This is a genomic window from Micromonospora sp. NPDC049060 (assembly GCF_040649055.1).
Lineage (GTDB): Bacteria > Actinomycetota > Actinomycetes > Mycobacteriales > Micromonosporaceae > Micromonospora > Micromonospora reichwaldensis.
In genome coordinates, this window is sequence record NZ_JBEZEV010000014.1 from 1 (window position 1) to 12,821 (window position 12,821).

The window sequence follows — 12,821 nt, forward strand, 5'->3', positions numbered from 1 at the left end:
CACCAGCAGCTTCTGACCGTCGCGGAACAGGCCGGCGCCGGGCACGTTGGCGACCCGGGCCCCGCGGCGTGTCCGTCCGCCGCGACGCGCGCGCCCCGGCGCAAGCCCGACACGCCGACCGGGCGGTTGCGCCGGTGGCGACCCGGCGGAACCGCCATGATGGTCGGGTGGGGGAGGGACGAGGCATCGAGGTCACGGCGGAGGGGACGGCCGGGCGGTCGGCGGGAGGCAGGCGTACGCGCGACGCGCCCGCCGCGACGCGGGGGCCGGACGATCCCGGTCCCCAGGTGCCGCGCGGGCTGGACCCGGCGGGAGGGCTGGCCGCGCTGCGCGGGCTGCTGGACCGGCCGCTGGCCTCCTACCACCTGCTGCTGTCCAGCGCCGGCCTGCTGCTGCTGATCGGCCTCACCATGGTCTTCTCCGCGACAAGCGTCCGGGACTACGCGGAGAACGGCAACGCCTCGACGTCGCTGGTCAAGCAGGCGATCTTCGCGGTGATCGGCATCGTCGCGTTCTGGGCGTGCCAGCGGCTGCCGGCGACGACCTACCGGGCGCTGGGCCGGCCGCTGCTGTTCACCGCCATCGGCCTGCTGCTGGTGCTCAACCTGCTGCTCGTGTACGCCCGGCTGACCAAGCAGGACTCGGCCCAGATCGGCCCGATCGAGGCCCGGCTGCTCTGGCTCTTCGTCGGCGGCATCCAGGTGCAGCCCTCCGAGTTCGCGAAGTTCGCCCTGGTGCTCTGGGGCGCCCACGTGATCGCCCGCAAGGGCGCCGCGCTGGGCTGGTGGCGGGAGCTGGCCACCCCGCTCTTCCCGGTGGTGGGCCTGCTCTTCGTCCTCGTCGGCTACAACGACCTGGGCACGATGCTCTGCCTGCTGGCCCTGGTGGTGGGGCTGCTCTGGGCGGCCGGGGTGCGTAAACGGGTCTTCGCCGCGCTCTCCGCGGTGGGCCTGCTCGGCATCGGCGTGCTGGTCGCGGTCGCCTCGCTCGGCGCCGGCTCCGGCGAGACGGGCGCGGAGAACTACCGGCTGGCCCGGCTGACCTCCTTCATCGACCCGCCTCCACTGGACGCGTGCAAGGACGCGGGCTGCTACCAGATCGCCCAGGCCCGCTACGCGATCGAGAACGGCGGCTGGTTCGGCGTCGGCCTCGGCAAGAGCATCGCCAAGTGGCAGTGGCTGCCGGCGGCGGAGAACGACTTCATCTTCGCCGTGGTCGCCGAGGAACTGGGCGTCGTCGGGTGCGTCGTGGTGGTGACGCTCTTCGCCGTGCTGGCGTACACCGGACTGCGGATCGCCCGCCGGGTCGACGACCCGTTCCGCCGGCTCGCCGCCGCGGCGGCGACCACCTGGCTGGTCGGCCAGGCGGTGATCAACATCGGCGGGGTGGTCGGCCTGCTGCCGCTGACCGGTGTGCCGCTGCCGTTCATCTCCGACGGCGGCAGCGCCCTGGTCGTCACCCTCGCCGCCATCGGGATGCTCGCCTCCTTCGCCCGCGCCGAACCCGACGCCGCCAGAGCACTGCATGCCCGTCCGCCGGCCCGATGGGTCCGACTACTCTGGGCCCCGTTGCCGCCGCTTCCCGGGCGGCGCCGCCGTCCGGCGGCGCCCCCGGCTGCCCGAGGGTCCGTGCCCCGGTCGCGGGAGCGGCGGCCGGACGATGTGGCCGCACCGCGCGGTGTCCGGCTGGCCCGGACCCGCCGCGGGTCGGCGGACGAGAGGAGACGTTGATGGGTCCGCTGCGTTCGGTGGTGCTCGCGGGAGGTGGCACCGGGGGGCACATCTACCCGTTGCTCGCCTTCGCCGACTGCCTGCGCCGACACGACCCCGGCGTCCGGATCACCTGCCTGGGGACACCGAAGGGCCTGGAGAACGAGCTGATCCCGCCACAGGGCTACGACCTGCGGCAGATCCCGGCCTACCAGCTGCCCCGGTCGGTGAACATGAACCTGGTCAAGACCCCCGGCCGGATGTGGACCGCGGCCCGCGCCGCGGGCAAGGTCATCGACGAGGTGCGCGCCGACGTGGTGGTCGGCTTCGGCGGGTACGTCTCGGTGCCGGCCTACCTGGCCGCCTGGCGGCGCGAGCTGCCGATCGTGATCCACGAGGTCAACGTGCCGCCGGGGGTGGCCAACCGGCTGGGCATGAGGTTCACCCGCCACGTGGCGGTCGGCTTCCCGCACCAGCCCGCCCAGGCCGAGGCCCTGCGCGACGCGCGGGTCGTCGGCGTGCCGCTGCGCCGGGGCATCGCCGGGCTGGACCGGTTCGCCATGCGCAACGCCGCCAGGGCCCACTTCGGACTCCGTCCCGACCTGCCGGTGCTCTTCGTCGCAGGTGGCTCGCAGGGCGCCCGCTCGATCAACCTCGCGGTCGCCGGCGCGGCGAAGGAACTCGCCCGCAACGGGGTGCAGGTGCTGCACGTGATCGGCGCCCGCAACGAGCCGGTGCCGGTCCCCACCGACCTGCCGGTGCCGTACGTGACGCTGCCGTACCTGTCCGAGATGGAGGCCGGCTACGCCGCGGCGGACCTGATGCTCGGCCGGGGCGGGGCGATGACCTGCGCGGAGGTGGCCGCCATCGGGCTGCCCACCATCTACGTGCCGTACCCGCACAGCAACCAGGAGCAGAAGCGCAACGCGCTGCCCGTGGTGGAGGCCGGCGGCGGGCTGCTCGTCGACGACGCCGAGCTGACGCCGGACTGGGTCGAGCGGACGATCATCCCGCTGATCCGCGACCCGCACCGGCTGCACGCGATGGGCTCCGCCGCCGCCGCGTACGGCCGCCGCGACGGCGACGAGGCACTGCTCAACTTCGTCTTGGAGGCGGTGGCCCCGTGAGCGCGAGGAGTGAGCTTGCGAGCCCCGCAGTCGCGAACGAAAGGCAGGCGCCCGTGAGCGCGAGGAGTGAGCTTGCGAGCCCCGCAGTCGCGAACGAAAGGCAGGCGCCCGTGAGCGCGAGGAGTGAGCTTGCGAGCCCCGCAGTCGCGAACGACGGTGGCCCCGTGATTGGGCGCACCGCGACGGGAAGGTACTCGGCATGAACACCGCACAGTTCACCCCGGCCGGCACGCTCACCGCCGAGGACCTGGGCACGATCCACCTGATCGGGGTGGGCGGGGTCGGCATGAGCGGCCTGGCCCGGCTCTTCCTGACCCGGGGCATCCGGGTCTCCGGCAGCGAGCTGCGGGAGTGGCCCTCCCTGGCCGGCATGCGCGCCCTCGGCGGCACGATCCACATGAGCCACGAGGCGTCCAACCTCGACGGCGTCGACACGGTCGTCTACTCCTCGGCGATCCCGCAGGACCACCTGGAGATGGTGGAGGCACGCCGGCGTGGCCTGCGCGTGCTGCACCGCTCCGAGGCGTTGGCCGCCGCGATGACGGGCCGCCGGACGGTGGCGGTCGCGGGCACCCACGGCAAGACCACCACCACCTCGATGGTCACCATGGTGCTCCAGCAGGCCGGGCAGGACCCGTCCTTCGTGATCGGTGGGGAGATCTCCGAGATCGGCTCGGGCGCCCACCACGGCACGGGCGAGCACTTCGTGGTCGAGGCGGACGAGAGCGACCGATCCTTCCTCATCTACCGCCCGTACGTGTCGATCATCACCAACGTCGAGGCCGACCACCTGAACACCTACGGCGACCTCGCCACGCTGGAGGCGGCCTTCGCCGAGTTCGCCCGGCTCACCGACCCGGACGGCTTCATCATCACCTGCGCCGACGACCCGGGCGGGCGGCGGCTGGCCGAGACGCTGCGCGCGGAGGGCCGGCGGGTGCACACCTACGGCGAGGCGGCCGACGCCGACCTGCGGTTGACCGACATCGCCTCGTCGGCCCGGGGCGTGCGTTACCTGGCGAGCATCGACGGGCGGTCGCTCGGCGAGTTCCGGCTGCCGGTGCCCGGGCGGCACATGGGGCTCAACAGCGCCTCGGCCGTGCTGACCGCGTACCTGCTGGGACTGCCGCTGGAGGCGGCGGAGGGCGCGCTCGCGGCGTTCCCCGGCGTGCGGCGGCGCTTCGAGCGCAAGGGCGTCGCGGACGACGTGCTGGTCTACGACGAGTACGCCTACCACCCGACCTCGATGACGCTGGCGTTGCAGACGCTGCGTGAGGTGGCCGGGGACGGCCGGCTGATCGTGGTCTTCCAGCCCTACCGGCTCTACCGCACCCGCGAACTCCAGGCGGAGATCGCCGAGTCGCTGGCCATCGCCGACGAGCTGGTGCTGCTGGAGGTCTTCGGCCCGGGCGAGCTGCGCGAGCCGGGGGAGGGATCGGCGGCGCTGATCGAGGCGGTGGCGTTGCCGGCGGAGCGGAAGGTCTTCGTGGACTCGTGGGAGGCCGCGCCGGTGGAGGTGGCCCGGCGGGCCCGCCCCGGCGACGTCGTGGTGACCATGGGCGCCCCGCCGATCTCGCTGATGGGGGACCAGCTGCTGGCCGCGCTCTCGGCGCGTACCACCGATCCGGCGGCACCGGCGGGCACGACGCCCGGCGGCGACGCCGGCGGGACGACGACCATCGGCGGCACCGTCCCCGGCGTCGGCGGTGCCGGCGGCGCGGTCGCGGACGGCGCGGCGCCCGCGGCCGGATGAGTCCCGGTCCGGCGCGGGGGCGCACCACCGGCGCGGACGGCGGCGGCCGGCGCGGGCCGCAGCGGCGGTGGCAGCTGGTCCGGGCCGGCAGCGACGCGGTCCCCGCCTCGACCCGCCGGTTCATGGCCCGGGCCCGGCAGCGTCGGATGCGCGCGGCCCTGCCGTGGGCGGTCGCCGCGGGCGTGTTCGCGGTGGCCGGGCTGGTCGCCTGGACCCTGCTCGGCACCGGCCTGTTCGGGGTGCGCGAGGTCCGCGTCGAGGGCGCCGAGCTGGTCACGACGGTGCAGGTCCGCGACGCGGCCGCGGTGCCCGACGACGCCCCGCTGGCCCGGGTGGACCTGGCCGCCACCGCGCGGCGGGTCGGCGAGCTGCCGGCGGTCCAGCGGGCGGTGGTGACCCGGGACTGGCCGGACACGCTTGTCGTCCGGGTGACGGAGCGCACCGGCGTGGCGGCGGTGCCGCGCGGGGAGCAGTTCGTGGTGATCGACCGCGCGGGCGTGGTCTTCCGGAGCGTGCCGCAGCCGCCGGACGGCCTGCCGGTGGTCCGGCTCGCCGAGCCGGGCCCGGACGACGGGTCGACCCGGGCGGCGCTGGAGGTGCTCGGCGCGCTCACCCCGCAGCTGCGCGCCGAGCTGGTGGACGTGACCGTTGAGGGGCTGGCCCGGATCACGCTGCGGCTGCGCGGCGAACGGGTGGTGGTCTGGGGGGACGCGACCCGGGGCGCGGACAAGGCCCGGGTGGCCAGCGCCCTGCTCGACCGGAAGGCCGACACCATCGACGTCAGTGCGCCCGACGTGGTTACCCTGCGGTGACCGGCCGCTCAACCGGCGACGTGACCCGCCCCGCTCCGGCGGCGACACGCCGAGCGGGTCCTTGGCTCATCGCGTGAGGGCGCTTACGTTGCCCCGAAGGGGATCAGTGGTTGACATAACAGTAAGCCTCTAGTAGAGGGTGAGGGTTCAACCCTGATCCTCGCTGGTGACAGCTGTCGTCGGCCGCTGGTCTGGCCAGGCCCTACCCGGTCGGCCCATGCCAATCTCGAAGGGAAAGGACCGGAGATGACACCTCCGCACAACTACCTGGCGGTCATCAAGGTCGTCGGCATCGGTGGCGGCGGCGTCAACGCCGTCAACCGGATGATCGAGGTTGGGCTCAAGGGCGTCGAGTTCATCGCGATCAACACCGACGCGCAGGCGCTGCTCATGAGCGACGCCGACGTGAAGCTCGACGTCGGCCGTGAGCTGACCCGCGGGCTCGGCGCCGGCGCCAACCCCGACGTCGGCAAGAACGCCGCCGAGGACCACCGCGACGAGATCGAGGAGGTGCTCAAGGGCGCCGACATGGTCTTCGTGACCTGTGGCGAGGGCGGCGGCACCGGCACCGGCGGCGCGCCCGTGGTGGCGAACATCGCCCGCAAGCTCGGCGCGCTGACCATCGGCGTGGTCACCCGGCCGTTCTCGTTCGAGGGCAAGCGTCGCCAGGTGCAGGCGGAGTCCGGAATAGACGAACTGCGCAACCAGTGCGACACGCTGATCGTCATTCCCAACGACCGGCTGTTGGCGCTCGGCGACCGCAACATCAGCATGATGGACGCGTTCCGCACCGCCGACCAGGTGCTGCTCTCCGGTGTCCAGGGCATCACCGACCTGATCACCACGCCGGGTCTGATCAACCTGGACTTCGCCGACGTGAAGAGCGTCATGAGCGGCGCGGGCAGCGCCCTCATGGGCATCGGCAGCGCGCGGGGCGAGAACCGTGCCGTCGAGGCGGCCGAGGCGGCCATCTCCAGCCCGCTGCTGGAGCAGAGCATGGACGGCGCGCGCGGCGTGCTGCTCTCCATCGCCGGCGGATCGGACCTGGGCCTGTTCGAGATCAACGACGCGGCCCAGCTCGTCACCGACGCGGCCCACCCCGACGCCAACATCATCTTCGGCGCCGTCATCGACGACGCCCTCGGCGACGAGGTGCGGGTCACCGTCATCGCGGCGGGCTTCGACGGCGGCACGCCGGCGTACAAGGCGGCCGAGCCGCCCCGCAAGAGCAACCAGAACCAGCCGGCGCAGCCGAGCGCCCCGGTCGCGCCGCCGGCCACCATGCCGGCTCCGCAGCAGTCGCCCCGCCGGGTGCTCTTCGACGACGTCGACGTGCCCGACTTCCTCAAGAACGGTTCCTGAGTGCCGCCGATGACCGACAGCCCAGCCACGGTGCGCCCGGACCGGCGCGCCGAGATCGCGGCCGGCCTGGGCCGCGTACGGTCCCGGATCGCGGACGCCTGTGCCGTCGCGGGACGGGACGACTCCGAGGTCACCATGATCGCGGTGACCAAGACCTACCCGGCCGGGGACGTGGTGGCCCTGGCCGGGCTCGGCGTCGTCGACATGGGGGAAAACCGTGACCAGGAGGCGTCCGCCAAGTCGGCCGAGGTGGCCGCGGCGGGGGTGACGCCCCGGTGGCACTTCATCGGGCAGTTGCAGCGCAACAAGGCCCGGTCGGTGGTCCGCTACGCCGACGTCGTGCACTCGGTCGACAGTGTCCGGCTGGCGCGGGCGCTGGACGCGGCGTCGGCGGCGGCGCGGGACCGGCCGCTGGACGTGCTGGTCCAGGTGAGCATCGACGGCGACGCGGCCCGCGGCGGGGCGCTGCCCGGCTCGGCCGACCCGGGCGCCGGGCTCGGCGCGGTGGCCGAGGCGGTGGCCGGCGCGGAGGCGCTGCGGCTGGCCGGCCTGATGGCGGTGGCGCCGCTGGGCTGGGAGCCGGAGCGGGCGTTCGCCCGGCTGGCCGAGGTGGCCGCCGGGTTCCGGACGGTCCACCCGGGAGCCGCCGCGCTCTCCGCCGGGATGAGCGGCGACCTGGAAATCGCGATCCGGTACGGCGCGACACATGTCCGCGTCGGCAGCGCGTTGCTCGGAATGCGTCCCACGCTGCGGTAGCCTGACCGCGGGAAGCAAATTACATCTGTGTTGTTTGGGGGATCGGCATCCCGTTGTCGGGGGTCGTGGCACGCGACGCGAATCGCGTGCCAGGGGATTGCCGGTCCGCTCCGGTGGGCAGAAGTGGTCCACTCGCGACAAGCGACACGGTACGGGGGCGCGTGCCGCACGGCGGACGGGAAGGGCGCGGGATGGGTGCACTGCGCAAGGCGGGGGTCTGGCTCGGTCTGGTCGAAGAGGACGACGAGCGGGCCTACGACGACGGTGGCTACGACAAGGGTGGCTACCGCGATTCGCGTTACCGGCAGAGCCGGTACTCGGAGGAGTTCGCCGACGACGACGAGGACGACTCCGAGGAGCCGCCGGCGCCCCGGTCCCGGCTGAGCGACCGTGGCCGGCTCTCCGAGCGCGCCGCCGGTCGGGTTTCCGACGCCGAGCGGGGCGACACCGACCGGCCGGAGCGGGCCGAGCGGTCCAGCGTCCGCTCCATCACCCGGCCGTCGGCCGGCGACACGTCGGGCGCGCTGACCTACCACACCCGCGACAACCTGGCCCTGGCGCCGCAGGCGCAGCCCCGGGAGCGTGCGGTGGTCGCCGAGGAGGAGCAGCGCTACCAGATCACCACGCTGCACCCCACCACGTACCGGGAGGCGCGCACCATCGGTGAGCACTTCCGCGACAACGTTCCGGTGATCATCAACCTCACCGAGATGGACGAGGCCGACGCGCGCCGACTTGTGGACTTCGCCGCCGGCCTGGCGTTCGGGCTGCGGGGTACGATCGAGCGCGTGACCAATCGGGTGTTCCTGCTCTCACCGGCCAATGTCCAGGTCACCGCGGAGGACAAGGCCAAGATCGCCGAGGGCGGCTTCTTCAGCCTGAGCTAGCCCCGCCCGACCCGAGGGACGTCGCCTGCCGTGTTGTCGATCGTGCTGCAAGTGCTCTATCTGGTGCTCTATTTCTTCCTGCTCGTCCTGCTGGCCCGGTTCGTCCTGAGCGCCGTCCTCCAGTACGGCCGCCGCTGGCAGCCGGGGCGTGGGGCATCGGTGGGGCTGGAAATCGTGTGGAGCGTCACTGATCCCCCTCTCAACGCGTTGAGGCGTGTGATCCCTCCGTTGCGAATTGGTACCGTGAGCATCGACCTGGCCTCACTTGTGCTCCTGGTTATCCTGTTCGTGCTGATGGAGTTCGTGTTGAGGCGGTCGATCATCGGCACCGTCTGATGACCGACGCGCTTTCGCGGCCGCAACTGACCCGAGGAGTTTCGATGCCGCTGACCCCGGCCGACGTCCACAACGTCGCCTTCAAAAAGCCGCCGATCGGCAAGCGGGGCTACGACGAGGAGGAGGTCGACGCTTTCCTGGACGAGGTCGAGCGCGAGCTTGCCCGTCTCATCGAGGAGAACAACGAGCTGCGCGCCCAGGTGGAGCGCGGCGGCCGTGGTGGCGCCCCCGCCGGCCCCGGTGGCGACGCCCGTCTCGCGGCGGAGCTCAACGACGTCAAGGCCCAGCTCGACCGGGTGCAGCGCGACAAGGCGGCGGCCGAGCAGGCCGCCCGCGCGATGCAGGCCGAGCTGGAGCAGGTCCGCTCCGCCGGTGGCCCGGCCGTCGGCGGCGCCGACGGTGAGCAGCAGGCGCTGCGGGTGCTGATGATGGCCCAGCGGACCGCCGACGACCACGTCTCCGACGCCCGTCGCGAGGCCGACCAGCTGCTCTCCGAGGCCCGTTCCAAGGCCGAGGAGGTCACCCGCGAGGCCCGCGCCAAGGCCGACGCCCTGGAGCGCGACGCCCGCCAGCGGCACCAGGAGGCCATGGGCGGCCTGGACGCCAAGCGCACGGCCCTGCAGAAGCACATCGAGGAGCTCAAGCAGTTCGAGCGTGAGTACCGCACCCGGCTCAAGGCCTACCTGGAGAGCCAGCTGCGTGACCTCGACGGCCGCGGCCAGGGCCTGGAGGTCGAGATGACCCGTGGTGGTGAGGGCACCCGGGCCGCCGGCGGCGGCAACGGGCTGGCCACCGCAGGGCTCGCCGGCTCCTACGGCGGCGGCGGTCGCTCCGGCGCTCTCGAGACCGGGCGCTGAACCATCGGTCGGCGGCCGTCGTCACGATGACGGTCGCCGACCTCGCCTCATCAGCACGACGCGGCGGGGGTGAGCCGTGATAGTCGCCAGTCTCCTGCTCATCCTCGTCGCGGTGGTGCTGCTGGTGCGCGGCCTGGCCGGTGGCTCCAGCGTTCTCCTGACCATCTCCATCGCGGCCAGCCTGCTGGCCGCCATCGCGCTGGTCGCGGGCGCCCGCCAGGCGGCCGCGGACCGGGCGGCGGCGGACCCGGGCCGGCCGGGGTGGCGACCCCGTCGGGCGACCCGCCCGGCCGGACCGGCCTTCGCCGGTGGGCCGTCGGCGGAGCCGGAGATCCCCGTCCAGCACGTTCCTTCCACGGTCGACGCCGACGGCACCGGGTGGCGGCAACCGCCCGAGCCGCCGGTGGCCGACAGCGCCGTCGCGCCCGGTGCCGGCACCGTCCCGGCCGCCGCCACGCCCGGTGCCGGCCCCGCCGTGCCGTACGACGACGAGCCGCCCGCGCAGGACGTCACGCCGGGCGAGGCCGCCCGGGTGGCCCGCCTCGCCGCCGAGGTGCGGGTGGTCGACGGGCGGCCCCGCTACCACCTGGCCGACTGCGCGTACCTCGTGGGGCGGGAGCACGAGCCGCTTCCGGTCGCGGAGGCCGTCGACCTCGGCTTCACCCCGTGCGCCCGCTGCGCGCCCGACACCGCCCTGCTCGCCGACGCCGGTCGGATCTGAGCGGCGGGACGCTTCCTGATGGACGCCACGCTGACCGTCGCGGTCCGGGTCAAGCCCGGCTCCGCCCGGGCCCGCGTCGGCGGCCGCTTCGACGGGCCGCACGGGCCGGCCCTGGTGATCGCGGTGCACGCCCCCGCCGTGGACGGGCGGGCCACCGAGGCGGCCCGGCGGGCGCTGGCCGGGGCGCTGGGCGTACGGCCGGGCGTGGTGTCGTTGCGGGCCGGCGCGGCCAGCCGCGACAAGCTCTTCCTGGTCGAGGGGCCGGCCCCGGAGTTGACGGAGGCACTGCACCGGCTGCGTGACGGGGCCGCCGGGTGACGGACGCCGGGGCCGGGCGGCGGTGACGCCGGGGCTGGATCTCGCGCTCCTGCTCGGTGCGGGTGTCCTACTGGTCGCCGTCGGCGCGGTCCGTCTCTCCACCCGGCTCGGCGTGCCCAGCCTCCTGGCCTACCTGGCCCTCGGGGTGGCGATCGGGGAGGCGGGGCTGGGCATCCGCTTCGACGACGTCGACCTGACCCGGACCCTGGGCTTCTGCGCGCTCATCGTGATCATCGCCGAGGGCGGGCTGACCGCCCGGTGGAGCACCCTGCGTCCGGTGCTCGGGCTGGCCGCACTGCTCTCCACGGTCGGCGTGGTGGTCAGCATCCTGGTCGTCGGCCTCGTCGTGCACCTGCTGCTGGGACTGGACTGGCGGCTGGCCCTGCTCTACGGCGCGGTGCTCTCCTCCACGGACGCGGCGGCGGTCTTCGCCACGCTGCGCCGGCTGCGGCTGCCGCCCCGCCTGGTGGCGACCCTGGAGGCGGAGTCGGGGATGAACGACGCCCCGGTCGTGCTGCTGGTGGTGCTGCTGTCCCGGGAGGGCGTCAGCCACCCGTGGTGGTACGAGATCTCCCTGGTCAGCTACGAGCTGGGCGCCGGCGCGGCGATCGGTCTCGCGGCCGGCGTCGGCGGGCGGTGGGCGCTGCGCCGGGCGGCGCTGCCGTCGGCGGGGCTCTACCCGATCGCGGCGGTCGGGCTGACCGTGTTCGCCTACGCCGCCGGCGCGGTGCTGCACGCCTCGGGTTTCCTCGCCGTCTACGTGGCGGGGGTGATCCTCGGCAACGCCCGGCTGCCGCACCGGCAGGCGATCCTCGGCTTCGCCGACGGCCTGGCGTGGCTGGCCCAGATCGGGCTCTTCGTGCTGCTCGGGCTGCTCGTCTCGCCGGGCCGGCTGGGCTCGGCGGTGCTGCCGGCGGTGGTCGCCGGGCTGGCGCTCGTGCTGCTGGCCCGGCCGCTGTCGGTGGCGGCGTCCGCACTGCCGTTCCGGTTCGGCCTGCGCGAGCAGGCGTTCCTGTCCTGGGCGGGGCTGCGCGGGGCGGTGCCGATCGTGCTCGCCACCATTCCGCTGTCCGAGCGGGTGCCGGGCGCCGACCGGCTCTTCGACTCGGTCTTCGTACTGGTGGTGATCTTCACGCTGCTGCAGACCGGGACGCTGGCTCCGGTGGCCCGCCGGCTGCGGGTGACCGCGCCGGCCGAGGCGACCGAGATCCGGGTGGAGACGGCGCCGCTGGAGCGGATGGGCGCGGACCTGCTCCAGCTGGAGGTGCCGCCCGGTTCCCGGCTGGCCGGGGTGCACGTCGACGAGTTGCGGCTGCCGCTGGGCGCCTCGGTGACCCTGGTGCTGCGCGATGGGGCGGGCGTCGTGCCCGGCCCGGACTTCCGGCTGATGACCGGCGACAGCATGTTGATCGTGGCCACGGCCGGGGTGCGCGACGAGGCGGAGCGGCGGCTGCGGGCCGTCAGCCGGCGGGGTCGGCTGGCCCGCTGGTTTGGCGAGTACGGCCAGGGTCCCGACACGTGATCTGCTAGCGTTCCTTTTGCCCCGGTTAGGGATGACCAGGGGCCGAACGCCGGTACGTCGGAGCGGCACGTTGTCGTGCGCCTGTACGTTCCGTATTCTTGCGAATCTCCGGAGTGCGCGGCCCCGTCGCCGCGCGCCCCTTTTGTACCTGGGGGCGCCGATGCCGGCGGCCCCTGTCCAGGTGCCGCGGAACGCCGCGGTTCCGCGGCCGAGGGAGCGACGATGGCGAAGCCAGCCGACACCAGGACCGCCGGCCGGAAGCCGGTGGCGAAGGCCACCCGCAGCGCTGCGGAGACCGAGAAGATCCGGGCGGCCCTGGCGGCGCGGCGTGACGAGTTGCGCGCCGAGTACGATCGGACGCTGAGCGAGATCACCGAGCTGCAGCGCGACCGGCTGACCGACTCGGCCGGGGACGACCAGGCCGACACCGGGACCAAGACGTTCGAGCGTGAGCAGGAGATCTCACTCGCCAACAGCATCCTGGAACGGATCACGCAGGTCGAGCGGGCGCTGGAGCGGCTCGACGAGGGTGGCTACGGCTGGTGCGAGCGGTGCGGCAACCCCATTCCGGTGGAGCGGCTCGCCGCCTTCCCGTCGGCCACCCTCTGCGTGACGTGCAAGCAGCTGGAGGAGCGGCGCTGAGGCCCGCTCCCCGGCGGCC

13 protein-coding genes are annotated in these 12,821 nt (G+C 73.9%); all 13 read left to right on the plus strand.

Going from position 1 to position 12,821, the window contains the following annotated elements:
• The first annotated feature begins 317 nt into the window (after positions 1–317).
• The 13 genes from AB0B83_RS08735 (at position 318) to AB0B83_RS08795 (ending at position 12,802) form a co-directional block, all read left to right on the plus strand.
• Entirely contained in the window at positions 318–1,730 is a 1,413-nt protein-coding gene (locus AB0B83_RS08735) for a putative peptidoglycan glycosyltransferase FtsW (RefSeq protein WP_357577710.1), read from the plus strand.
• Positions 1,730–2,836 carry an undecaprenyldiphospho-muramoylpentapeptide beta-N-acetylglucosaminyltransferase gene (gene murG, locus AB0B83_RS08740; protein WP_132236301.1) on the plus strand — a complete coding sequence of 369 codons (1,107 nt, stop codon included), beginning with the start codon at positions 1,730–1,732 and terminating at the stop codon, positions 2,834–2,836. The genes AB0B83_RS08735 and murG overlap by 1 nt, the downstream gene beginning before the upstream one ends.
• A 199-nt stretch (positions 2,837–3,035) precedes the next feature.
• On the plus strand, positions 3,036–4,589 hold the full coding sequence (gene murC, locus AB0B83_RS08745; RefSeq protein ID WP_357577650.1) for a UDP-N-acetylmuramate--L-alanine ligase: 1,554 nt from the start codon (positions 3,036–3,038) through the stop codon (positions 4,587–4,589).
• Positions 4,586–5,401, plus strand: a complete 816-nt coding sequence (locus tag AB0B83_RS08750; protein WP_357577651.1) for an FtsQ-type POTRA domain-containing protein — start codon at positions 4,586–4,588, stop codon at positions 5,399–5,401. The genes murC and AB0B83_RS08750 overlap by 4 nt, the downstream gene beginning before the upstream one ends.
• A gap of 246 nt (positions 5,402–5,647) precedes the next feature.
• The gene (ftsZ, locus tag AB0B83_RS08755; protein ID WP_132236307.1) at positions 5,648–6,763 is read left to right on the plus strand and encodes a cell division protein FtsZ; all 1,116 of its coding nucleotides are present in this window, start codon (positions 5,648–5,650) and stop codon (positions 6,761–6,763) included.
• A gap of 9 nt (positions 6,764–6,772) precedes the next feature.
• On the plus strand, positions 6,773–7,519 hold the full coding sequence (locus tag AB0B83_RS08760; RefSeq protein WP_357577652.1) for a YggS family pyridoxal phosphate-dependent enzyme: 747 nt from the start codon (positions 6,773–6,775) through the stop codon (positions 7,517–7,519).
• A gap of 191 nt (positions 7,520–7,710) precedes the next feature.
• Positions 7,711–8,406, plus strand: a complete 696-nt coding sequence (gene sepF, locus AB0B83_RS08765) for a cell division protein SepF (protein WP_357577653.1) — start codon at positions 7,711–7,713, stop codon at positions 8,404–8,406.
• 30 nt (positions 8,407–8,436) lie between these two features.
• On the plus strand, positions 8,437–8,742 hold the full coding sequence (locus AB0B83_RS08770) for a YggT family protein (protein ID WP_088999245.1): 306 nt from the start codon (positions 8,437–8,439) through the stop codon (positions 8,740–8,742).
• Between the two features lie 44 nt (positions 8,743–8,786).
• Positions 8,787–9,599, plus strand: coding sequence for a DivIVA domain-containing protein (locus tag AB0B83_RS08775; RefSeq protein ID WP_311411629.1), 813 nt, complete (start codon positions 8,787–8,789; stop codon positions 9,597–9,599).
• Positions 9,600–9,675: 76 nt separating this feature from the next.
• Positions 9,676–10,320, plus strand: a complete 645-nt coding sequence (locus AB0B83_RS08780; RefSeq protein ID WP_357577654.1) for a hypothetical protein — start codon at positions 9,676–9,678, stop codon at positions 10,318–10,320.
• Positions 10,321–10,338: 18 nt separating this feature from the next.
• Complete coding sequence (locus AB0B83_RS08785) at positions 10,339–10,638, plus strand: DUF167 domain-containing protein (protein ID WP_357577655.1); 300 nt, start codon at positions 10,339–10,341, stop codon at positions 10,636–10,638.
• 22 nt (positions 10,639–10,660) lie between these two features.
• A complete protein-coding gene (locus AB0B83_RS08790) occupies positions 10,661–12,160 on the plus strand; it encodes a potassium/proton antiporter (RefSeq protein ID WP_357577711.1) in 1,500 nt (499 codons plus the stop codon).
• Between the two features lie 222 nt (positions 12,161–12,382).
• Positions 12,383–12,802, plus strand: coding sequence for a TraR/DksA C4-type zinc finger protein (locus tag AB0B83_RS08795; RefSeq protein ID WP_121400566.1), 420 nt, complete (start codon positions 12,383–12,385; stop codon positions 12,800–12,802).
• Positions 12,803–12,821 lie beyond the last annotated feature (19 nt).